At 72.3% G+C, this 21,413-nt stretch carries 20 protein-coding genes; 12 read left to right on the top strand and 8 right to left on the bottom strand.

Annotated elements, in window-relative coordinates:
• Nucleotides 1–31 precede the first annotated feature (31 nt).
• From ABTW95_RS26015 to ABTW95_RS25965, 11 genes are all read left to right on the top strand, one after another.
• Nucleotides 32–886 carry a hypothetical protein gene (locus ABTW95_RS26015; protein WP_396445975.1) on the top strand — a complete coding sequence of 285 codons (855 nt, stop codon included), beginning with the start codon at nucleotides 32–34 and terminating at the stop codon, nucleotides 884–886.
• 9 nt (nucleotides 887–895) lie between these two features.
• The gene (locus ABTW95_RS26010) at nucleotides 896–1,312 is read left to right on the top strand and encodes a hypothetical protein (protein ID WP_396445974.1); all 417 of its coding nucleotides are present in this window, start codon (nucleotides 896–898) and stop codon (nucleotides 1,310–1,312) included.
• Nucleotides 1,313–2,293 (top strand): hypothetical protein, encoded by a 981-nt coding sequence (locus ABTW95_RS26005; RefSeq protein WP_396445973.1) that lies wholly within the window; start codon nucleotides 1,313–1,315, stop codon nucleotides 2,291–2,293.
• A gap of 36 nt (nucleotides 2,294–2,329) precedes the next feature.
• Nucleotides 2,330–3,781 (top strand): glycohydrolase toxin TNT-related protein, encoded by a 1,452-nt coding sequence (locus ABTW95_RS26000; protein WP_500227663.1) that lies wholly within the window; start codon nucleotides 2,330–2,332, stop codon nucleotides 3,779–3,781.
• 2 nt (nucleotides 3,782–3,783) lie between these two features.
• On the top strand, nucleotides 3,784–4,287 hold the full coding sequence (locus ABTW95_RS25995) for a hypothetical protein (RefSeq protein WP_396445971.1): 504 nt from the start codon (nucleotides 3,784–3,786) through the stop codon (nucleotides 4,285–4,287).
• Between the two features lie 32 nt (nucleotides 4,288–4,319).
• Nucleotides 4,320–4,808, top strand: a complete 489-nt coding sequence (locus ABTW95_RS25990; protein WP_396445970.1) for a hypothetical protein — start codon at nucleotides 4,320–4,322, stop codon at nucleotides 4,806–4,808.
• Between the two features lie 40 nt (nucleotides 4,809–4,848).
• Complete coding sequence (locus ABTW95_RS25985; protein ID WP_500227645.1) at nucleotides 4,849–5,661, top strand: hypothetical protein; 813 nt, start codon at nucleotides 4,849–4,851, stop codon at nucleotides 5,659–5,661.
• A complete protein-coding gene (locus ABTW95_RS25980) occupies nucleotides 5,658–6,860 on the top strand; it encodes a hypothetical protein (RefSeq protein ID WP_500227644.1) in 1,203 nt (400 codons plus the stop codon). The genes ABTW95_RS25985 and ABTW95_RS25980 overlap by 4 nt, the downstream gene beginning before the upstream one ends.
• Nucleotides 6,861–7,102: 242 nt before the next feature.
• Nucleotides 7,103–7,639 (top strand): hypothetical protein, encoded by a 537-nt coding sequence (locus ABTW95_RS25975; RefSeq protein ID WP_500227643.1) that lies wholly within the window; start codon nucleotides 7,103–7,105, stop codon nucleotides 7,637–7,639.
• 483 nt (nucleotides 7,640–8,122) lie between these two features.
• On the top strand, nucleotides 8,123–8,563 hold the full coding sequence (locus ABTW95_RS25970) for a hypothetical protein (protein WP_500227642.1): 441 nt from the start codon (nucleotides 8,123–8,125) through the stop codon (nucleotides 8,561–8,563).
• A gap of 92 nt (nucleotides 8,564–8,655) precedes the next feature.
• Nucleotides 8,656–9,459, top strand: a complete 804-nt coding sequence (locus tag ABTW95_RS25965; protein WP_500227641.1) for a hypothetical protein — start codon at nucleotides 8,656–8,658, stop codon at nucleotides 9,457–9,459.
• Here the strand turns inward: ABTW95_RS25965 and ABTW95_RS25960 are convergent.
• The 8 genes from ABTW95_RS25960 to eccD all read right to left on the bottom strand — a co-directional run bounded on the left by ABTW95_RS25960 (nucleotide 9,456) and on the right by eccD (nucleotide 17,202).
• The gene (locus ABTW95_RS25960) at nucleotides 9,456–10,178 is read right to left on the bottom strand and encodes a sulfotransferase family protein (protein ID WP_500227640.1); all 723 of its coding nucleotides are present in this window, start codon (nucleotides 10,176–10,178) and stop codon (nucleotides 9,456–9,458) included. The genes ABTW95_RS25965 and ABTW95_RS25960 overlap by 4 nt on opposite strands.
• A gap of 7 nt (nucleotides 10,179–10,185) precedes the next feature.
• Nucleotides 10,186–11,508: a type VII secretion-associated serine protease mycosin gene (mycP, locus tag ABTW95_RS25955; RefSeq protein ID WP_500227639.1), complete on the bottom strand. Its 1,323-nt coding sequence runs from the start codon at nucleotides 11,506–11,508 to the stop codon at nucleotides 10,186–10,188.
• A 78-nt stretch (nucleotides 11,509–11,586) separates the two neighbouring features.
• On the bottom strand, nucleotides 11,587–12,777 hold the full coding sequence (locus tag ABTW95_RS25950; RefSeq protein ID WP_500227638.1) for a magnesium and cobalt transport protein CorA: 1,191 nt from the start codon (nucleotides 12,775–12,777) through the stop codon (nucleotides 11,587–11,589).
• 24 nt (nucleotides 12,778–12,801) lie between these two features.
• The gene (locus ABTW95_RS25945; protein WP_396449939.1) at nucleotides 12,802–13,404 is read right to left on the bottom strand and encodes a hypothetical protein; all 603 of its coding nucleotides are present in this window, start codon (nucleotides 13,402–13,404) and stop codon (nucleotides 12,802–12,804) included.
• Between the two features lie 104 nt (nucleotides 13,405–13,508).
• Nucleotides 13,509–13,805 carry a WXG100 family type VII secretion target gene (locus ABTW95_RS25940; RefSeq protein ID WP_396449940.1) on the bottom strand — a complete coding sequence of 99 codons (297 nt, stop codon included), beginning with the start codon at nucleotides 13,803–13,805 and terminating at the stop codon, nucleotides 13,509–13,511.
• Between the two features lie 44 nt (nucleotides 13,806–13,849).
• Nucleotides 13,850–14,137: a WXG100 family type VII secretion target gene (locus tag ABTW95_RS25935; RefSeq protein ID WP_396449941.1), complete on the bottom strand. Its 288-nt coding sequence runs from the start codon at nucleotides 14,135–14,137 to the stop codon at nucleotides 13,850–13,852.
• 211 nt (nucleotides 14,138–14,348) lie between these two features.
• Nucleotides 14,349–15,794 carry a type VII secretion protein EccB gene (gene eccB, locus ABTW95_RS25930; protein WP_500227637.1) on the bottom strand — a complete coding sequence of 482 codons (1,446 nt, stop codon included), beginning with the start codon at nucleotides 15,792–15,794 and terminating at the stop codon, nucleotides 14,349–14,351.
• Nucleotides 15,795–15,801: 7 nt separating this feature from the next.
• A complete protein-coding gene (eccD, locus tag ABTW95_RS25925) occupies nucleotides 15,802–17,202 on the bottom strand; it encodes a type VII secretion integral membrane protein EccD (protein WP_396449943.1) in 1,401 nt (466 codons plus the stop codon).
• Nucleotides 17,203–17,375: 173 nt separating this feature from the next.
• Between eccD and eccCa the strand changes: the two genes are divergently transcribed.
• A complete protein-coding gene (gene eccCa / locus ABTW95_RS25920; RefSeq protein WP_396449944.1) occupies nucleotides 17,376–21,356 on the top strand; it encodes a type VII secretion protein EccCa in 3,981 nt (1,326 codons plus the stop codon).
• The last annotated feature ends 57 nt before the right edge of the window (nucleotides 21,357–21,413 follow it).

The raw sequence follows: 21,413 nt of genomic DNA, 5'->3' as shown, positions 1-21,413 counted from the left end.
GGCGGACGTCGATGTGAAAGGTGCGCGCGAGATGAGTGACCTGCCTCCCCCGTGGGACCCGGGCGCTCCCCCTCCCGTGCCCGGGGCGCCGCCGCCGTTCCCGGACGCCGATCCGCTGCCGCCGCCGACCCCGTCGTACGCGCACTGGACGAGGGAGCCGGTGATCTACTACCGGGTGCGGCTGAACGGCCGGGTGATCGGCTGCCTGTGGGGGTCCGTCCGGCACCGGGCGGCCGGGTTCCTGCTCGCGCCCGACGTGTCGGAGACCGAGATGTTCGCCGCCGACTACTGGGAGGACCGGCTCGCCGAGGCGTACGCCGCGGACGTGCCCGCCGCCGAGGCGGTGCGGCGGCTGAAGGGCGCCGCCGAGGACCGGGTGGGCGGCGGCATCCCGGCGGACGAGGCCGAGCAGGAGGCCCCCAGCCTGCAGGCCCTCCACCAGGTGATCGCGCCCGGCTACCCGGTGCCCGCGGGGCCGTCCGTCCAGGACGGCAAGTTCGAGGACGGGACGCCGGCCGACCGGTCGCAAGGGTTCGGTCCGCTGTTCAGCGTCCTGCCGCCGACCTACCCGGAGCAGACGTCCGCGCCCGTCCGCTACCTGCCCGTCACCGTCCAGGGCGATGTGGTGGGGTATGTGTGGGCTTCGGTGGACGGCGCCGCCGCCGGCTACCTGAACCGGGAGGCGGCGGGCACGGCGGGCGAGGTCGCGGCCGGGTTGTGGAAACTGCGGTTGAGCGACGCCCACCGGGAGGGCGTGCCGTCGCTGGAGGCGCTGCGGCGGTGCGCGCTCGCGCCCGAGGACAGGCTGTCGGGCGTCATCGGCCGGGACGCGCGCGCGCAGGAACTTCCGGGCCTCGACGCGCTGCGCGAACTCGCGCGCCGGTAAGGGAGCGAAGTGGCTGAAGAGTATCCGCAGTACTACGCCTACGAGGGCAGGCCGGTCGTCTTCGAGGAGGCTCCCGACGGCGGCGTGTCCGTCTGGGCGCTCTCCTACCGGACCGGCGAGTTCGAGCGCGACAAGTCGTACCTGCGCAAGATCTGGTTCGGGACGACCGCCGACATCGAGACGCTGACCCGCGACGAGTTCGTCCAGCGGGTCGAGGAGGTCCGGGGGCGGAGGCTGCGCGGTGAGGGGCCCGCGTACGCGCTTTACGAGACCATCAACGGCATCGAGGACGCGGCCCGCGCCGTGCCCCGCCGCCTCACCCCGGAAGAGCGCGCCCTCGTCCACACGCTGCGCCTCCGCGCGCACGACCTGTTCGAGGCGGAGCTGCGCGAGCAGGGGCGCCAGGGGACGCCCGGGGAATCCTGAATGGCCCCTGAAGAGCTCCCGCCGGTCCCGCAGGACGAGCACGAACTCGTCGGGCTGCTCCATCCGGAGAGCGCCTGGACGTTCGCGTGGGCGCGCCGCGTATTGCGCGACTTCGCCGGCGAGCGGGTGTCGCGTTTCCTGGTGGGACGGCTCGAACCCGGCTGCTGGTCGGTGCTGCGCGGGGACGGGGAATGGCTGGCCGTCCGCGTCTCCGGCGAGGCGGCGGCAGAGACCGCGCCGGCGCACGTCGCGTCCTTCGAGTCGGCCCAGGACGCCGTCGCGTACGCGGCCGGCGGGCTGATCGTCGATGAGCGCGTGACGATCCACGGCGATCTGCTGCGGGAGCAGGGCGTCCTCGGCCACGTCTGGGACGAGTCGGAGGGACGGGTCGTCTGGAGGCTGCTGGACGAGGGAGAGCGCCTGGTGGCGGCCGCCCGCGATGAGGAGCGCCCCCGGTACGGGGAGTCCTGCGTCCCCCTGGACGATGTGCTCGCGCACCCCGGCGGCTACCACGTGATCGAGCGGACCCCCGGCCCGGACGGCGACCTCTTCCTCCGGGAGCACGATCTGTTCACCGCACATGTCCGGAGCCGCCTCCCCGGCGATTTCGGCGCGAGCACGGGGCAGGTGCTTCCGGAGAACACGCTTCTGGACAGTTACGCCGAGACCGACGAGCCCTACCTGTTCACGTTGGACACGCCGTTCGAGCGCCGCGGGCTCTACAGGTCGGGCAAGGACAGGGTGCGCAAATTCTTCGTCGTCCGGCGCCCCCTCACGGTGCATCCGGGTTTCCCGGTGCGGAACACCACCGTTCCCACGGGCCGCCGCCGCTCCGGAGGGCCGTCCGAGCAGGGGCAGGGCTATCTGCTCCCGCGTCCGATCGCGGAGCTGCTCGACGCCGGTGACATCGCCCGGATCACCGAGTCGGAGACCCTGCGCATCTACCGGGAACAACGCGGTCAGGGGCGCCGGGACGGCTGACGCCCATCCGGCGAGGAGGTGAGAGCAGTGCTGAGCATGGCCGAGCAGGACGCGCGCCTGGACGAGATAGCGTCGCTGCTGCTCCATCTCGCGCCCGGCGGCCTGATGTCGATGAAGTTCACCTATTGCGCGGTGGGCACGTCCTACGAGCAGGCCGTCATCCCCGCCGGATTCGAGAGAACCGAGTCGCTGATCCCGGACTCCGGGGTCCTCCCGCTGCTGCGCGACCTCCGATCGCAGATGTACGTCGAGGGCGACGGCACCTGGCTGGAGATGAACCTCACCGTTCACCTGCGGCCCGGCACGACCTCCCTCGCGGACGGCGGCGTACCCGCCTGGGAGGTCAGGTTCCACAGCGTGGACGAGATCGCGTTCATGGACCGGATCACCCCCGCCGCCGCGGCCGAAGAACTGCGGATGTTCCCGCAGGAACCGCACCGCGTCCCCGGCTGGATGGCGGACCTGGCGGCCGTCCAGGAGGCGGCGGACCGGTTCGACCCCGGCGCCTTCACGCCCCAGCGGGAGGCGGACCTGGCGGCGGCGCTGCCCGGCGGGCTCGGCGGGCTGTTCGAGAAGGCGCACGCCAGGCTGCGCGAATACCGGATCGCCGAGGCGGCCGACCAGTTCCTGATCGGCCGGCTCGCGGACGGGTGCTGGTCGATCGTCCATCTCCCGCCCGCCTGGCTGGCCGTCCGCATGGACGGCGGCGAACCCGTCGAGCGGCGGGCGTTCGCCGACCCCGCGGCCGCCGCGGCGTTCGCGGCCGGCGCCGTGCTCGCCGAGGCGGGCGCGGAGGTGAACTCGTCGGTCCTGGCAGGCGCGGGCGTCCTCAGCAGGACCAAGAGGCCGCGGGACGGAATCGACGCCTGGCGGCTCGATACCGCCGCCGGCAACGGCACCAGGCAGATCCGGCGTTCGATCGCCGCCGAACGGCCGCGCGGACCCGCCGCCCGGGGACGCCGCTACTTCGAACTGCTGCCCCTCGACAACAGGCCGGGCGGGTATTTCATCGTCCATCCGGGCCCGGCGCCCGCGAGAGGCGACTTCGTCAGCACCCACCAGATCTTCGAATGGCACGTCGGGAATTCGCTCCCCGAAGCGAGCCCGCCGCGACCGGCGCCGCAGGAGGAGACGGTGCTGCAACCCGGCATGGAACTCGACACCTACGACGGCGACAACACCGGAACCCTTTTCACCATCGGCACGCCGTTCGAACGGCGGCAACTGCACGGCTACCCCGAGGACACCCCGCTCCGCACCTACCGGGTGCTGCGGCCCCTCCGCGCGACGGTCCTCACCGGCCTGGACGCCCGCACCGTGTACCGCCCGGGCGAGCGGGGCCCGAAGAGGCTGCCCGACGAGCGCGGCCGGGCGTTCGACCTCGAACGCTCGATCAGGGACCACGTGGAGTCCGGCGACCTGACCGAGATCAGCGGCCCCGGCGGCGACCCCGTCCCGCCGCGGGACCACCGGGACGCGGGGGGCTAGCCGTGGCCAGGAGAGAACCCGTCCGGCTCGTCCCGCCGGACGTCCCGGCGCAGGAGCCGCGCCCCTACGACGAGGACCGCCACACGCGGCTCCTCGACCGGCTGAGGCAGGCCCTCGCCCGCATCGCGCCGAAGGACTGGAAACGCATCGACGTCAAGATCCTCATGCTGGCGGACGTGTGCGAAACCGATCTGGTAGTTGTGAAGAAGAACGACGCCCGGCCATTGGTGGAGCCCGTCCCCGAGATATTCGAGACGGCCGCGGAAATACGGTCCATCATGTACCGGCAGGACGAAGGGACCTGGTTCGGGATGCGGTTCATGATGGACCCTCCCGACGCATACTGGGTCGCCTACAACCGCACGTTCGACCCGCTGTGGGATCCGCCGCCGCCCGCCGGGGAATGGCGGCGCGACCTCGCCGTCTTCCCCCGCGCGGAGAACGCCGTCCCCGAATGGCTCCGGGCGCGGCTCGCGCCGCCCGCCGCGCGCCCGCCGGACCAATAGACTTGCGCGACGAGGAGAGGAGCAGCGACGCGATGACCCAGCCCCCCGCCGAGGTCCCGGTGCCGCCGCAGGAACCGCGGCCGTACGACCGGCAGCGCTACGAGGAGCTGACGCAGCGGCTCGGGCACGCCGTGCTGCAGACCGCGCCGGCGGGCTGGCGGCGCATCGACCTGCGCGTCCTCATGCTGGTCGGCGTCGCCGACGTCCGGCTCAGCGTGATCATGCCGGACGGGACGTCCCCCGCCGCCGACCCGCCCCGCGACTGCGCGCTCATCGCGGGCGAGCTGCGGTCGATGATGTACCGGCCGGACGAGGGCACCTGGTTCGGGATGCGGTTCATGATGGACCCGCCGAGCGCCTACTGGATCAGCTTCAACGCGGACTTCGACCCGATGTGGGATCCGCCCGTCCCGGCCGAGGCCTGGGCGCGGGACCTGGCCGTGTTCCCCCGCGCCGACGGGCACATCCCCGGCTGGCTGCGCGAGCGGCTCGGCCGGACCGCGGGCGCGCACGGCGGATGACCACCCGACCAGCTCCCAGGACGGACGAAAGAGGTAAGTCGTGAGCGAGAACGGGTCGCTGAACCCCGTCGAGCAGAACGACCTGCTCCAGCAGATCACCCTGCTGCTGACGCACGCCCTCCCCCCGGGGTGGGGGGAGTGCACGATCGTGCACCGCTCCCTCGGGTCGCACACCGAGACCCTCGGGCAGCTCCGCCTGGTCACCGGGCCCGGCCTGCCCAGCCCGTTCGACCCGCCCGCCGCGCTCGGCGAGCTGTTCGAGCGGCTGCGCGCCGGCATGTACGCCCCCGGCCTCGGCACCTGGTTCTCGGCCGTCTTCACGCTGACGTTCCCGTTCTCCTACGACGTCCGGTACGACCGCGAGGGCGAGCCGCGGTGGCAGACCCCTCCGCCGCCGGACGCGGCCGAGGCCGAGCGCCGCAGGTTCCCGCGCGACCCCGAGCACACCCCCGGCTGGCTCGGCGCCCCCCCGGCGGAGGGCATGCGCATCGCCAAGCCGTTCGACGGCACGGCCCCGGACGGGCGGCCCGAGATGCGGCGGCCGGACGTCCCCGACGACGAACGGGACGCGATGGTCCGCTACCTGGAGAAGGCCCCGATCGTGCTCGCGGCGCGCAGCTACGACGCCGACGCCCTCGACCCCGGTCACGCGCGGAACGTCCCCCTGACCTACCACACCGACGGCACCTGGATCTGGCCCGGCGCCGTCGGCTACTACCTGCGCACCCACGGCGTCCCGCCGGAACCGGAGCTCGCCGCGCACATCCGGCGGCGCGGGTTCCAGATACCGGACGTCGCCGACCCCGTCCGCTCCGCCGCGGTCGCGACCATCACCGGCTCGGAGGCGTCATGAGCAACGTTCCGCCGCCGCCGGGCGGCTTCAGCGGCCCGCCGGCGCCCGCGTTCGAGCCGCCGGAGGGCTACGCCACCTGGACGCGCCACCCCGTCGTCCACCTGCCGGTGCTGCTGGACGGCCGGCACGTCGGCTACCTGTGGGCCGGGACGGACGACCGGTCCGCCGGTTTCATCCGGCGCAACGAGTTCCTGCGGGAGGCGTACTCCGCGCCGGTCGTCTGGTCGGAGCGGCTGCGCGAGTCCTACGCCGCCGGCCTGCCCGCCCGCGAGGCGATCCGCCGGTGGATCGGCCGCCCCGAGGACCCGCGCGGCGGCGGCGTCCCCGCCGGCGCCCGCGAAGAGACCGCCGACGACAAGCAGGACCTGCTGCGCCTCGCCAACCCCGACGCCGAACGCTCCCCCTGGGAGTCGGTCCCCCCCGGCGAACTCCCGGACGGCACCCCGATGGACCGGTCGCAGGGCTGGGGGCCGCTGCACTTCGAGCTGCCGCCCAGCTACGACGTCACCACCGACGGCCCCGTCCGGTACCTGCCGGTCACCCAGGGCGACCTCGTCCTCGGCTACCTGTGGACGGGCGGCACCGCGGCCATGTTCCTGGCCCGCGCCGACGCGGGCGCCCCCGGCGGCGACGCCGCGGGCGCCTGGGTGCTGCGGCTTCGCGAGCTCTACGCGCAGAACGTCCCCGCAGGCGACGTCCTCGACCGCTGCCGCACCATGCCCGCCGACCCCGTCGCGGGCGCCGTGCCGGCCGACGCGACCGAGCAGGAGGCGCCGAGCCTCCAGCACCTCCGCGACCGCGCGAACGTCTACGAGCAGTCACTGCGGCTGGCGAACAACCCCGTCCCGGGCGACCCGGAGGTCATGAAGCGCGCCGCCCTGGACCCGGCCGAACGCGACGCGGTCCTGCGCTACCTGCGCGAGGCCCCGGTCGCCTACGACAGCGGCCGCCGCTTCAGGGACCTCTTCGACCCCGCGCGCCCGGAGACCGTCCCCGACACCTACCAGACGGACGGCACCTGGATCTGGCTGGGCGGAGTGGCCCACCACCTGGAGCACCACGGCATCCCCCCGGAGCCCGACCTCCTGCGCCACATCCGCGAGAACAACGCCCAGCTTCCGCCCGAAGACCCCACCGTCCGCGAACGCGCCAAGCAAACACTCCGCCTGCACCGAATCCTCGTCCCACCCCCCATGTAGGACGAAGCTCAACTCACCTTGCCCCGCGCAACCTCCTGCGCCGCCCCACCTGAACCACCACGTAGGCAGCAAACGCACAGAGCGCCGCAAGAAAGAGCACCGCCCAGCCTCCGGCAGGACGCTGAACGGTGCGCACAGAAGCAACGCCACCCCGAGCACAAAGCGCATTCCCCGTACGAACCCGCTCCTGCCCAGGAAGCTCTTCACAAGGCACCTTGACGCCGGCCGGCGAAGGAGGACCAGTGATCCGGCTGAACGTTGGCCCTCCGGGACCCATGTGGGCCCTCTGGCTGGGGTGCCTGGTCCCGGTGACCGCCCTGGTGAGCCTGGTCGTGGGGGCGCTCGGCGTAATGCTCCTCACGTCGGAGGACATGATGCTGGGCGTTGTGGTCCTGCTGCCGATCGCGCTTCTTGACGCGCTCATCGGCCTGATGCTGGTCGAGCACTACCGCAGCGCCTTCTGGCTCGACGGCCGGGTCCTCGTCCGGCGGAGCGTCCTGGGCAGGCAAAGGTACGACCTCACCGCCGCATACGTCAGCGCGGACAGCGCGCGACCGGTCTGGAGCAGCTGGCGCGGCGGCGTCCTGCCCCGCCTGACCGTGCAGGTGCCCGGACGTAAGCCGACCCGGCTCTGGCTGCGCGCCCCGGCCCGGGGCGGAGCCCTGCTCCCACCCGCCCAACTGGCGGCACTCGCGCAAGCCATCGACCCGACCGTGCGGCACCCGGTGGCCAGAAGGCTCTGGGAACTGGCCTCCACCCCCTTCGGAGGCACCCTCTGAAACACGTCGGCCGGTCAACGGCCGAAGTGGTTCGACTGCGCCTCGGCCTCACGGGCGAACTCGTCAAGGGTGCGTGTGACCGACCAGAGCTGTACGCGGACCCCTCGCCCATACCGATCCGCGGTGTGCGACCAGCCAGTCGAAGGGGTCCTTTCTCGCCTGGCGGATGGTGTTGATCAATACGAGGACGAGACCAGGCTGAGCACAAGTAAGCCCACGCCGGCCACCAGCTCAAAATGTTTCATCCACCTCTACCCTGCTAGAACAGATCCTCAATGCCGACATGGGGCTGATCGAGTCTGTCTTTCTTGAGCGGACGCGATCAGCCAATGCTTATAGTCGATCTTGTTTGATGCACGATCTGCCCTTGGTTCGGTGCGGATGGCAACAGGCGCCCCGAACAGGTGTCAGCGACTCAGCAGACGCGAAGCGAGCCGGAGTCAGCGCACGATACGGTTTCCACACGTCGGTCTGGAGGGCATCATGTCCGCGAGGGTCATCGTCGCCGCGGTCGTCTTCCTGCCACTCCTCGTCGGGATACTTCTGCTCGGCATCGCGGCATATCGGGGACGCTGGCATTCCTGGCACGGGAACGACGCCTTCTTCCACTGGCCGTACACTCCCCTCGCCGGCGCCTGGTTCGGTGCTTCCGGCCTGCTCGTCGTGCTGGCCTTCGCGGTCGCCGCGGTCGCCCCCGTAAGCGTGGTCGCGGTCCTCGCGGCGCTCGCCGTCGTCCCCCTGGTGATCTCGATCGTGGTCTACCTGCATCCGCCCAGGTGGCTGCTGCCCCGATACGTCCGGTGGCTTGAGGGGGACGAGGCGATCACTGAACGGCCCGCGTGCTTGGAGGCGCATCGGCATTCGCGGGTCGACGCGATCATGCGGGCGATCACTTTCGGCGATCGGCGGGAGCCGGGCGGGTGAATGCTAGCCTCGCGGCGAACGTCCGGTTGTGAGAGTTGGGGGCTCGCATCTTGTCCGATGGCTCGCGATCCGAAAAGGGCCGTCCGGAGTTCGTGGCGGCGGATCAGGCGCTGGACGGTTCCGACCTGCCGGCCGCCGAGCCGGCGGAGCCCGTCCCCGACGCGGCCGACGCCGGCGGGGACTTCCCGCGGCACCGATGGTGGGCCGCCGGGCGCCGGCGGTGGGCAGTGGGCGCTGGAGCGCTGGTGCTGGTCGCGGGCGGGGTCGGCTGGGCTGTCGGCGCGTCCTCCGGTGACTCGGCGCCCGCCCGGTTCACGTCGATGCCGAAGCCGTGCGAGCTGGTCCCAGGGGAGACGCTCGAACGGTACGTGCCGCGCTCCGACCCGCCCGTCCCGAACGAGGCGGCCAACTCGGCGGACGAGCGGTACGAGGCGTGCGAATGGGCGGAGCCCCCGGGCGCGAAGGGCGTGCGGGCATCGCATCGGCTGAGCGTGTCGGTGCGGCTGCACCTGGACGGCGCGGCGTCGGCGAAGGCCGAGTACGACGCGGCCTGGGACGGCGCCAACTCCATGGCGGGCACGGCGAAGGGCGCCCCCGGCTCCCTGCACGCCGAAGCGCCGAGCGTCGTCCGGATCGGCGACCAGGCGTTCACGCAGCACCTGACGCTGTCGGGGCCGCTGGGCGCGACGACCACCGCCGCGGCGACCGCCCGGCTGCGGAACGCCGTCATCACCGTGCGGTTCCGGGGCACGAGGTCGCCGCTCGACGTGGACGGCTCCCCCAAGACCCGCGAGGCGGCGCCGATGGACGAGGCGACGGCACTGGCGGGCGCCGAGGCGGCCGCAAGGGGCATCGCGGACACGCTCACCGCCTGCGAGGAGTGCCTGAGCGGCTAGGCCACCGGGTAGCCCCAGGCGGCGCAGACGTCCTTGAGGGGCGGTGGCGGGGGATCCGGGACGAGCAGGTCCGGCTGGATGCGGCCCGTGCGGATCTTCTCCGCCCAGTCGCCGAGCCCGGGTGCGAAGGAATCGGTGCCCGCCTTGCCGTAGTCGAGCATCTCCTCTTCGAAGGCGACGCCGAGGAAGTCGCAGAGCCCCCGGACGGTGCCCGCCGGGTCGGCGATCAGGTCCTCGTAGCGGACGGTCGGGCCGTCCAGCTCGCCGCGGGCCTCCTCGACGGCCTCGCAGTACCGGACGATGTCGGCGACCAGGTCCTCCGGGGAGTAGTACGGCCGGGCGTTGCGCCAGGACCGCAGGATCGCGGACGGATGGCGCAGCAGGAAGATGAACCGGGCGTCCGGCCAGCAGGCGACGATCTCGTCCCGGATGAACACGTCGTTGGGCGACTTGTTGACCAGCTGCCGTTTGCCGCTGCGCGCCAGTTCGCCGGCCAGCAGCGCGTCCCAGAGCAAGAAGCGCAACTCGCGCTCAGTGTGCCCGAGCCGCTCCATCGAGGTGGCGACCTGGCGGGACTCGAAGCGCACGGTGATGTCGCCGAGGTGCGTCTCGTGCGGGGCGTGCAGCTCCGAATGCCCGCCCAGGATGGCGCGCAGCAGCGTCGACCCCGTCCGCACCGACGACAGGATGAACGCCGGTGCGGTCAGCCTCCGCGGCATCCGGCCGTCAGCCGCCGGGCGGCGGGTTCTGCGGGCCGCCGAACGACGGCGGCCCCGCCGGCGGCCGCTGCGGCTGCGGACCGGTCTGGTACGGCGACTGCTGCGGGCCGCTCTGCGGCGCTCCGAAGGGCTGCGGCGGCCCCATCGGCCCCGGCATCGGCCCGGACGGCGAAGCGGGCTTCCTGCGACCGCGCATGAGCAGGAACGCGCCGCCGCCCAGCACGAGCAGCACCACCACGACACCGCCCACGATCAGGACGGGGAACCCGCCGGAGTCCTCCTCGCCCGCGGCGGCCGGTTTGGTGGCGCCTGCCCCGGCCTTCTTTCCGGCCATGACCTTGTCGAGCCGCTGGTACACCGGGTTCGGCGCGTTGGCGGGCACGTCCTGCTTGAGCGCCCGCGGGATGCTGATGACGCCGTACCCCACCAGGTCGTCCTTGCCGGGCGGGCCGAAGTCCTTCGCGGTCGCGGTGATGCGCTGCACGACCTGGCGCGCCGACAGGTTCGGGTAGTGGCTGCGGACGAGGGCGATGGCGCCGGAGGCCAGCGCGGTCGCCTGGCTCGTCCCCGCGCCGGACCGGTAGGCGCGCCCCTCCTTGCCGAGGTAGCCGACGTTCGCGCCCGGCGCGCCGACGGTGACGTACGGCTGCTTCTGCGTCGACTTCCACGGCTTGCCGTCCTGGCCGAGGGCCCCGACGGCGACGACCCCGGGGCACGAGGCCGGATAGTTGGGCTTGTTGCCGTTGTCGCCCGAGTTGCCGGCGGCGGCGACGATCACGACGTCCTTCTTCGCCGCGTACTCGACCGCTTCCAGCAGCTGCGGCGGGCACTGGTTCGGGTAGATGTCGGCGGACTCGCTGCTCTGGGAGATGTTGACGACCTTCGCGCCGTGGTCGACGGCGTACCGGACGGCCTTCGCCGTCGTCGGCCCGCTCACCGACGCGGCGATCGGCAGGATCTTCGCCTCCGGCGCGATGCCCACGAACCCGGTGGCGGTGCCCTGGGACGCGATGAGGCTGGCCATGCCGGTGCCGTGGCCGTGGTTGTAGGAGTCGTTGTCCTGCCGGCCGTCGCCGCCCTGGCCCGTCAGGTCGGTTCCGGGGAGCACGACGGACTTCAGGTCGGGCAGCCGCGCGTTCACGCCCGTGTCGATGACGGCGACCGTCACGCCCTTGCCCTTGGTGATGGGCCACACGTCCTTCTGGATGCCCCAGGAGTCGAACCACCACTGGTCCGCCCGGGGGCCCGGGGCGGCGTGCGCCGCGACGGCGGGCGCCGTCGCCAGCCCGATCGCCGCCGTCGCCGCCACCGTTCGAAGCAGCCACCGCATCTGTCCGCACACTCCCTAGTCCGTCGCGCCGGTCCGGGCGGGTGGACGGCCGTCCACCCGCCCGGCGTCCGACCAGGTTCAGCCGATCACCGGCGGGGCGGTGTCGTCATCGGCTCCCCAGACGTCTTCGTCTTCGGTGAGCCAGGTGTTGCGCTCGCGCTCCTCTTCCTTGCCGCCCTGAGCGCCGTGGCCCATCGGCATGCCGCCCATGGGGCCGCGCATGCCGGCGCCCGCGCGCCCCGCGCCGGCGCCCGCGCCGGCCGCGCCGGGACCGCCGCCGAAGGCGCCGCCGGGACCGCCGGCCGAGCCGGTGCCCGCGCCGCCGAAACCGCCGGGGTCGGCGCCGAAGCCGCCACCGGCGCCACCGCCGAGACCGCCGCCGAGACCGCCGCCGCCACCGCCGAGACCGGGGCCGCCGCCGGGGCCGCCGCCCGGGAAGCTCGACAGGTCGGTGCCCGACCCGGTGCCGAACGGCGAGCCGCCCGCGCCGTCACCGGTCGGGATGTTCGCTCCGCCGCCGGGCGAGGACGGGTTGAAGGGGCTCGTGCCGCCGTCCGTGAAGGGCCCGGAGCCGCCGCCGTTCGGGGAGAAGGCGCCCGCACCGTCGGACGTCGGGAAGTTCCCGCCGGCACCGGCGCCGCTGCCGCCGCCGAAGCCGCCCGCGCCGCCGCCGAACGGCCCGCCGCCGCCACCGCCGCCGAACGGCCCGCCGCCACCGCCGGGCGGAGGAGGCGGCGGGGGCGGAGGCTCCACGCCGCCCTTCTCCCCCGGCAGGTCCTTGGTGATCTTGAGGGGGTGGCCGTCGAACGCTTCCTTCATCCGCATGTTGAACTTCTGCATCAACTCGCGGGCGCGGTCGTCGTCACCGCCGGTGTGGATGTACCCGTCTTCCATCGTCTCGCCGGTCGTCTTGTACCAGTCGAGGATGTTGACCTTGTACCAGTTGTAGAGCTGCGCGTTGCGGTGGCTGTCGTCCGAGAGCTTACTGGAGGTCTCGTAGACCTGCCCCAGCTGGTCGAGGGCCTCCTGGGCGACGTCGCCCTGCCAGTGCTTGATGATCCGCTTGGCGAAGTTGTTGCGGAGTTCTTCGGTCATCTCCGCCAGGACCTCGGCCGCGTCCTTGTAGGCGGTCGAAGCGGTCCCGACGGCCTCGGGCTTGAGGTTCTTCAGCTTGGTCTTGATGTCGTCGAAGTTCTCGTCGTTGAAGCTGTAGCTCCCGAACTCCATCCCGTCCCTGATCGGGTACGACTCGGGGTTCCGCTTACCCATCGGTCCCTCCTTCCGGGATGGTCGTCACTTGAGGTTCGGGTTGCCGCTGCCGGTCGGGCTGGCGCCGTCCACCTGCTTCTTGGTGGTGTGATGGGCGTTCTCGTACTGGTCCGCCGTGGCGTTGAGCTTGCCGATCACGCCGTTGTAGGCGGTCTCGATGGCGGTGATGTACTCCTGGAAGCCGTTCTTGCTGGCGGTCGCGACCTCCACGAACTTGTCCGAGCCCTTGGTTCCGCCGAGGTCGGCCGTGGTGATCGAGGTCGCGCCGACCTTGTTGAGCTTGCGCTTCCAGATGTCGAGCTTGTACTTCATGTCCTTGGCGAGCTGCCGGAGCTCCGCCGGATCGACGTCGTAGCCCTTCTCGGCCTGCAGTTTCCAGGCGCTGCGGTCGGGCTCCTGTCCGCGCGGCAGAGCATTGGCGGGGTCGTCCCACTTCCCGGCGTGGGCACCGGCGCTGTACTGGTAGTAGAGATCGCGCTGCCGCCACTCCGGAAGATCGTCCCACTCCTGCTGGGTCAGCCCGTGGACCTCGACGGTCTGCCCGGGGCTGTACTGGTTGGCCCCGACGGTGTAGGTGTACTCGACCTTCGCGAGCTGCTCGTCTGTCAGATGATACTTGTCGCCCATCGCTCGCCCTCCTGGCGAATCACGTCTCCGCCCCCGGCACGACTACGCCGTGCAGGCCCGGCCGAGGTCCCTGCACGACGTAGACCGGAGCATGTGCCCCGGGGTCAGCCCGCCCAGATGTTCTGGTTGGCCCGCTCGGCCCCGCTGTAGTTGCTGTGCGCCTCGCCGATGACCACGCCGAGCTGGTTCAGCACCTGGCCGATGTGGGCCGCGGCGGCGTCCCACTGGCGCTTGGCGTCCCAGTAGGCGGCCTGCGCGCCGCCCTCCCACTGGGCGAGGTTCTGCTCGAGGTTCTTCTCCAGGTCGTCGAGCTCGTCGACGAGTGCGCGGTAGGCCAGCGTGAAGTCGGCCTGCGCCTGTTGCATCGTGCTGAAATTGGCCTTTGTGTAGCTGTCGCTCACGGTAGGAGTCCTTTACGGTCGGAGGAATGACGGGAAAGGGACTGTCAGGTGCCGCCGTTGAGCAGCTGGTTGATCTTGTTGACGGCGTCCTGCTGCTCCTGCTCCGTGCTTTCGTACGTGATCTTCGTGTGCACGAGCTTCTGGTGCATGCCCTCCAGCGCCGTCCTGACCTTGTTCATCTCGGTCTGGAACTCGTTGAAGACCCGGTCGAAGGACACCGCGGCGTTACCGGCCCAGCCGGACATCAGCTGCGCCTTGTGCCCCTCAAGCTGGCTCTGCAGGCCCTTGACGATGCCCGCGGAGTCCTCGATCCGCGTGGCGGCCTGCTGCATTGCCGCTCTGTCGGCTGCGGACGTGTTTCCCACAGTGTCACCTCCGATTGCGATTTTCGGTCGCGCGCCGCAGGAGAGTGGAAAGGCCCGCCTTCGCCCGGCGCGCCCGGGAGCAATCCTGTCGACACGAAATGTCAGCGATCATAAGTGTTGCACGCCACCTATGTCGACGCACGTGTTGATCTCACGGTTCATGTGACCTACGTCATATTCACGCCTTGGACGTCGAGACGGGCTTGCGTGCGAGCGCGGGGTCGAGTGCGGGGCCCTGCGGGATGAGATGGATGACGCTGGAGGGGACGGGCGCGGCCTTCTTCGCGTCGTAGCCGAGCTTCTTGGCGACGTCCGCGGACGGCAGCGCGAACCGGACGCCCTGGTCGTTCACCAGGGACAGCGACCCGGATCCGCCGCCGCCCGAACTGTCGCCGCCGGCGGGCACGAGGCTCATCAGCGCGGCGCCGCCGGGCGGCAGCACCATCTGGTCGATCGTCCCGGACGAGCCCGCGGTGCCCGCGCCGAGCGTGCCCGCGGACGGCGCCGGAAGCGACCCGCCCATCGTGAGCCGCGCCGTCGCGGAGCCGACCGGGAACACCGAGCACAGCGGCGTGGCCGGGTCCCAGGCGACGAACTTGGGCAGCGCCGGCGGCAGGTTGTTGTCCAGCAGCCGCGTCTTGGACGCCATCGCCTGCGCGGACGGGACGTCCGTCGGCAGCGGCCGGGCGTTCTCGCCGGGGTAGGCGGCGGCGGTCTTGACGTCCCGCAGCAGCAGCTGCGCCTGCGTCTCGTTGATCTGCGAGAGGCCGTCGCCCAGCATCACGTACCACAGCGCCTGCCCGCCGGCGCCGGTCTCGGCCTTGAACACCTGGCCGACGCGGGCCGACCCGCCGCCGGGGCCGGAAACGGACTTGCCGCGGTCCGGGATGTCCGGCGAGGCGAAGTTGCCCGCGGCCGGGATGGCGTTCAGCCAGGTCGCGGGGACCTCGACGGCGCCGGGCCCGCCGGTCAGCGCGGGCACCTGGTTCGCCGCGATCGTCATCTGCATGCGGTGGTCCTTCCAGACCACCCACGGGACGCCGCCGGTCTGCACGATGACGGCCTCGGTGTCGGAGAGCCGGCGGCCGCCCACCTTCCGTCCGGCGGCGAGCGCGCTGATCTGCCGCTTCACCCCGGTCGGGCCCGCCGCCTCGCGGGTGCACACCGACCAAGGCCCGCGGATCAGCTGGTCCTCGCCGGGCAGCGAGTCGGGCGCGCCGGGGATGCCGATCATCGCGCCGCGCTCGAACCCGGCCAGCGACTTGCGCGACACGGTGCGCCGCTCCGGCTCGCTGTCGGAGTCGAGCGCCAGCAGCGCGGACGCGTAGTTCGCGACCGGGAACATCTTCTTGGTGTTGGCGTCGTAGATGTACTTGGTCCCGGTCTCCTTCTCGATGATGAGCTTGCCGGGCTCGTCGAGGCCCTTGGCGCCGCCCGGGGACAGCAGCCCCCAGATGCCGAACACGGCGATGATCACCAGTCCGACCATGACGCCGGCGAAGGCGCCCACCGACAGCCGCCGCATCGGCGACTCCGCGACGTCGGGCTCGCCCTGCAGCAGGGCCAGCCCGACGCGCTGCGTCATCAGGCGGTGCGCCTGGTAGAGATCCCGCCGGTTCTGCATCCGCCCGTCACCCGGCCAGCCCGCGGACGCGGGAGTAGACGTCCAGCACCGCGAGCGCGAGCGGGATCAGCGCGATCATGACGAGCATGTCGAGGATGTCGCCCCACCGGCCCCAGACCGGGGTGGGCCGGTGGCCGGGCAGCCACAGCGTCACCGCGACCACGATCGCGGCGAGCAGCAGCAGCGGGACGAGCGCCGCGGCGAGCGCCATGAGCTGGCTGCCGTGCAGCGCCAGCCCGATCGACGTCAGCACCAGCCCGAACAGCCCGATCACGAGCATCCAGGAGCGCTGCGCGACGCCGCGGAAGATCCGGGCGCGCAGCAGCAGCGACACCGACATCGCCGCGGCCGTCGCCGGGCCGGCCCAGCCGTCCTCGCCGGCCAGGAACAGCATCGCCCCGCCCGCGACCAGCGCGATCGAGGCGATGAGCCCGGTGGAGAACCGGTCGGCGGCGGCGGTGCGGGTGAGCACCTCCCGGCCGTCCACCGTCTCGGTGTCGCGGCGCAGGTCCTCGGCGCTGCTCGGGACGGGCGGCAGCGGCATCCGGGCCAGCTTGAACGACAGGGACGGGACGGCCGCGATGAACATCATCACGACGACCGCGCAGACGGCGGCGATGCCGGCGGCGGGCAGGTCGCCGAACGCGAACCCGACGCCGGCGCCGATCGCGCCCACCACCGCGGCGAACGCGATGCCGAGGAAGACCGGCAGCCCGTCCGCGATGGCGAACGCGGCGATGATCGCGGCCAGCGCGGTCACCCCGAACGCGGCGAGCAGATGCGCGGCGCCGAGGTCGGGCAGCTCCACATTGTCGCGGGCGGGCGCGGCCAGCCCGGCCAGGAACGCGTGCGGGAGCGCGGCGTAGCCGAGGATCACGCCCGCGCCGGAGTCGCCGACCGCCCGGGACAGCACCGTCGCCATGATCAGGGTGATGAACGCCACGAGCCCCGCGGCGGCGGCCGGGATGATCCACGGCGGCCCGGACAGCGCGATCACGACCGCGGCGACGAGCAGCGCGATGCCGCCGGCGCCGAGGCCGAAGGAGCGGGTCGTGGTGGGCCGCCAGCGGTCGGTGCGCTCCCGTATCCCGGACGCGATGACGTCGGCGACGTCGTCGAACGACATCTCCGGCAGCTGCGCCATGCGGGGCCGGAAGTAGAGGATCTCCCCGTCCCGGACGCCGAGCGCCGAGGTCGTCTGCGACGGGTCGAACGGGTCGGAGTCGAGCCGCTGCAGCACCCACCCGGAATGGGCGAGCCCCGCGTCGGCGAGGTCCTCGCCCGCCGCGCGCAGCAGCGTGGGAAGCATGTGCGCGAGCGGCACGTCGGCGGGCAGGGACACGTCGATGCGCCGCTTCGGTGCGACGATGGTGACCCTGCACAGTTCGGTCGTGGCGGGCGAGTTCACGGGAGCTCCCGTCCTCCAGGTCAGTCAGGGGGGCCGATCCGAGCGGCGCGCAGCTTAGGATGTGACGTCCGCCTACGCTAAATCAAGCTCAAAGCAAGACAAGTATCCCCCAACGGGCCGGCCGTCCCCCGCACCGGCCGCCCCGGCGTTGAGGCTCCTGGAGGAACGCCGAGGTGAGCACGATCCTCGTGAGGCGCAAGGAGCGCCGCAAACCGCCCCCGGCCCCCAAGGGGGAGCTGCTGCTCGAATCCCCGCCGGAGATCCCGGAGATCCAGAGCGGCGGCCTGCAGAACGTCCTCACGTACCTGCCGATGGCCGTGATGCCGCTCATGATGGGGCTGATGTTCCTCGGCGGCGGCACCCGCAGCCCGATCATGATGATCAGCAGCGGCGGCATGGCCCTGGCGATGGGCGGCATGATGCTCGGCCAGCTCGGCCGCGGCTCGGGCGAGCGCAAGTTCAAGCTGAACGGGGCGCGCCGCGACTACTTCCGCTACCTGTCGCAGGTGCGCCGCAAGGTGCGGCGCGCCGCCGAGCAGCAGCGCGAGTCGCTGGAGTGGAACAGCCCGGCGCCCGACTCGCTGTGGTCGCTGGTGATGAGCGCCCGGATCTGGGAGCGCCGCCCGAGCGACCCCGACTTCGGCAACGTGCGGATCGGGGCCGGCCCGCAGAAGCTCGCCGTCCAGCTGATCCCGCCGGAGACGCGCCCCGTCGAGGACCTGGAGCCGATGACGGCGGGCGCGCTGCGCCGCTTCGTCCGGGCCCACTCGACGGTGCCGAACCTGCCGGTCGCGGTGTCGCTGCCGTCGTTCGCGCGGATCCTGCCGATGGGCGACCCGGACGCGGTGCGCGGCATGGTCCGGGCGATGATCGCGCAGCTCACCGCGTTCCACTCCCCCGACGACATGCGGGTCAGCGTGTGCGCGTCGCCCGAGGCGATGCCGCACTGGGACTTCGTCAAGTGGCTGCCGCACGCGATGCACCCGACGGTGACGGACGCGGCCGGGCCCGTCCGGCTGATGGCGAACAGCCTCGCCGAGCTGGAGCGGATGTTCGGCACCGAGGTGAAGGACCGCGCCCGGTTCACGCCCGGCCTCCAGCAGAGCGACCTGCCGTACCACGTGGTCATCGTGGACGGCGGCGCCGTCACCCCCGACTCGCAGATCGGCTCGGACGGCATCGAGGGCGTCTGCGTCGTCGACCTGACCGGCCACGTCGCGCCGACCGCCGACAGCACCATGCTGCGGCTGCGGGTCGCCCCCGACAAGATGGCGATGCTGCGCCGCGACCGCACCGGCAAGGACGTGCCGAGCTCCCTCGGCAGGCCCGACCAGTTCAGCTACGTGCAGGCGGACGGCCTCGCGCGGCAGCTCGCGCCGCTGCGGGCGAGCGCCGCCACCGGCCCGGAGATGGACGCGCTGTCCGCCGCGACGACGCTGACGACGCTGCTCGGCGTCCCCGACCCGGCCCGGATCGACCCGCGCCAGGCGTGGCAGCCGCGCGCGCCGCGCAACCGGCTGCGGGTGCCGATCGGCCTGGACGCCGACGGCCGCCCGATCGAGCTGGACATCAAGGAGGCCGCGCAGGGCGGGTACGGCCCGCACGGCCTGTGCATCGGCGCGACCGGTTCCGGCAAGTCCGAGCTGCTGCGCACACTGGTGCTCGGCCTCGCGATGACGCACTCGTCGGAGGTGCTGAACTTCGTCCTCGTCGACTTCAAGGGCGGCGCGACGTTCCTCGGCATGGACGGCCTCCAGCACGTCTCCGCGATCATCACGAACCTGGAGGACGAGCTGCCGCTCGTCGACCGCATGTACGACGCGCTGCACGGCGAGATGGTGCGCCGCCAGGAGTGGCTGCGCGCCGCCGGCAACTACGCCTCGCTGCGCGACTACGAGAAGGCCCGCGAGCAGGGCGCGCCGCTCAAGCCGATGCCGACGCTGTTCGTCGTGCTGGACGAGTTCTCCGAGCTGCTGTCGGCCAAGCCCGACTTCGCCGAGCTGTTCGTGATGATCGGGCGGCTGGGCCGCTCCCTCGGCGTCCACCTGCTGCTGGCGTCGCAGCGGCTGGAGGAGGGCAAGCTGCGCGGCCTCGACACCCACCTGTCGTACCGGATCGGGCTGCGCACGTTCTCCGCTGCGGAGTCGCGGGTCGTCCTCGGCGTCCCCGACGCCTACGAGCTGCCGCAGGCGCCCGGCAACGGCTACCTGAAGATCGGTACGGAGACGATGACGCGGTTCCGCGCCGCGTACGTGTCGGGCCCGTACAAGCCGGACGACGCCCAGCCGGAGGAGGCGCGGCAGGGGCCGCGGCAGCTCGCGCAGATCGTCCCGTTCACCCCGGCGTACATGCGGCCGCAGATGCAGGAGCAGCCGCAGCGCCGGGAGCAGCGGCGGCAGGAGGACGAGGGGCCGCAGATCAGCCTGTTCGACCTCGTGGTCAAGCAGCTCGCCGGGCACGGCCCGCCGCCGCACCAGATCTGGCTGCCGCCGCTGGACGAGCCGTCCACGCTCGACCAGGTCCTGCCGAACCTCCAGCAGACGCCGGAGTTCGGCTTCACCACGGCCGGCTGGGACGGCCGGGGACGGCTGCACGCGTTCGCGGGCATCGTCGACAAGCCGTTCGACCAGCGCCGCGACCCGATGTGGCTGGACCTGTCCGGCGCCGCCGGGCACATCGGCGTGGCGGGCAACCCGCAGTCCGGCAAGTCGACCCTGCTGCGGACCCTGATCACCTCGCTCGCGGTCATGCACACGCCGCAGGAGGTGCAGTTCTACTGCCTCGACTTCGGCGGCGGCGCGCTCGCCGCGCTGGCCGACCTGCCGCACGTCGGCGGCGTCGCCAGCCGCCTCGACCCCGACCGGGTCCGCCGGACGGTGGCGGAGGTGTCCGGGCTGCTGGAGTCGCGGGAGCGGTTCTTCACCGAGCGGGGCATCGACTCGATCGGCACCTACCGGCGGATGCGGGCCGAGGGGCAGATCGCCGGGGACGGCTTCGGCGACGTGTTCCTCGTCGTCGACAACTGGCTGACGGTCCGGCAGGAGTTCGAGGCGGTCGAGGCGACGGTCACCGACCTCGCCGCGCGCGGCCTCGGCTACGGGATCCACGTCGTCGCCTCGACGAACAAGTGGTCGGAGTTCCGGCTGACGATCCGCGACCTGCTCACCACGAAGCTGGAGCTGAAGCTCGGCGACCCGTACGAGTCGGAGATGGACCGCAAGCTCGCCGCGAACGTCCCCGAGGGGCGGCCGGGCCGCGGCCTCACCCGCGAGGGCCTGCACTTCCTCGGCGCGCTGCCGCGCGTCGACGGCCGCACCACCGCGGGCGACCTCGGCGACGGCGTCCGGCACCTGGTGCAGACGATCCAGGCCGGCTGGCAGGGCCGGCCGCCGGCGCCGCCGGTCCGGATGCTGCCGGACGTGCTGCCGCACACCTCGCTGCCCGCCGTGGCCGAGACCGGCAAGCGCATCCCGATCGGCATCGACGAGGACACGCTGTCCCCCGTCCTGCTGGACTTCGAGAACGACCCGCACTTCGTCGTGCTGGGCGACAACGAGTGCGGCAAGTCGAACCTGCTGCGCCTCATCGTCGAGTCGATCAAGGCGCGGTACACGATCGAAGAGGCCCGGATCATCATGCTCGACTACCGCCGGGCGCTGCTGGACTCGGCGGAGAGCGAGCACGTCATCGGGTTCGCGGCGTCCTCGACGGCCGCGGGCGGGCTGATGAAGGACGTCCACGGCGCCCTGGTCAACCGGCTGCCGCCGTCCGACCTGACGCCCGAGCAGCTGCGCAACCGGTCGTGGTGGAGCGGGTCGGAGCTGTTCCTGGTGGTGGACGACTACGACCTGGTCGCCACCCCGTCCGGCAACCCGCTCGCGCAGCTCGCCGAGCTGCTGCCGCAGGCCCGCGACATCGGCATGCACCTGGTCCTCGCCCGCACCATGGGCGGGGCGGGCCGCGCGATGTTCGACCCGGTCCTGCAGCGGCTGAAGGACATGGCCACCCCGGCGCTGATCATGTCGGGGAACAAGGACGAGGGGAACCTGTTCGACGTGCGGCCGACCCCGCTGCCCCCCGGCCGCGGCACCCACTCGGACCGCCGCACCGGCAAGCGCCTCATCCAGACGGCCAGTTACGGCCAACCTCAGTAGCGGCGGAGAAACGGACAAACGGACGCCCGGCCTCGCCGAGCCCGGGCGTCCGTTTTC

Origin of the sequence: Spirillospora sp. NPDC127506, from assembly GCF_040302145.1 — a bacterium.
Lineage (GTDB): Bacteria > Actinomycetota > Actinomycetes > Streptosporangiales > Streptosporangiaceae > Spirillospora.
Note: the sequence above shows the minus strand (reverse complement) of the source record. Positions and strands in the feature narration are given on the sequence as shown.

Bases quoted from the DNA above. Each gene is read 5' to 3' on its own strand.
- ABTW95_RS26015 (WP_396445975.1), top strand. From the start codon at position 32: ATGAGTGACCTGCCTCCCCCGTGGGACCCGGGCGCTCCCCCTCCCGTG.
- ABTW95_RS26005 (WP_396445973.1), top strand. From the start codon at position 1,313: ATGGCCCCTGAAGAGCTCCCGCCGGTCCCGCAGGACGAGCACGAACTC.
- ABTW95_RS26000 (WP_500227663.1), top strand. From the start codon at position 2,330: ATGGCCGAGCAGGACGCGCGCCTGGACGAGATAGCGTCGCTGCTGCTC.
- ABTW95_RS25990 (WP_396445970.1), top strand. From the start codon at position 4,320: ATGACCCAGCCCCCCGCCGAGGTCCCGGTGCCGCCGCAGGAACCGCGG.
- ABTW95_RS25980 (WP_500227644.1), top strand. From the start codon at position 5,658: ATGAGCAACGTTCCGCCGCCGCCGGGCGGCTTCAGCGGCCCGCCGGCG.
- ABTW95_RS25970 (WP_500227642.1), top strand. From the start codon at position 8,123: ATGTCCGCGAGGGTCATCGTCGCCGCGGTCGTCTTCCTGCCACTCCTC.
- ABTW95_RS25960 (WP_500227640.1), bottom strand. From the start codon at position 10,178: ATGCCGCGGAGGCTGACCGCACCGGCGTTCATCCTGTCGTCGGTGCGG.
- mycP (WP_500227639.1), bottom strand. From the start codon at position 11,508: ATGCGGTGGCTGCTTCGAACGGTGGCGGCGACGGCGGCGATCGGGCTG.
- ABTW95_RS25950 (WP_500227638.1), bottom strand. From the start codon at position 12,777: ATGGGTAAGCGGAACCCCGAGTCGTACCCGATCAGGGACGGGATGGAG.
- ABTW95_RS25945 (WP_396449939.1), bottom strand. From the start codon at position 13,404: ATGGGCGACAAGTATCATCTGACAGACGAGCAGCTCGCGAAGGTCGAG.
- ABTW95_RS25935 (WP_396449941.1), bottom strand. From the start codon at position 14,137: ATGCAGCAGGCCGCCACGCGGATCGAGGACTCCGCGGGCATCGTCAAG.
- eccB (WP_500227637.1), bottom strand. From the start codon at position 15,794: ATGCAGAACCGGCGGGATCTCTACCAGGCGCACCGCCTGATGACGCAG.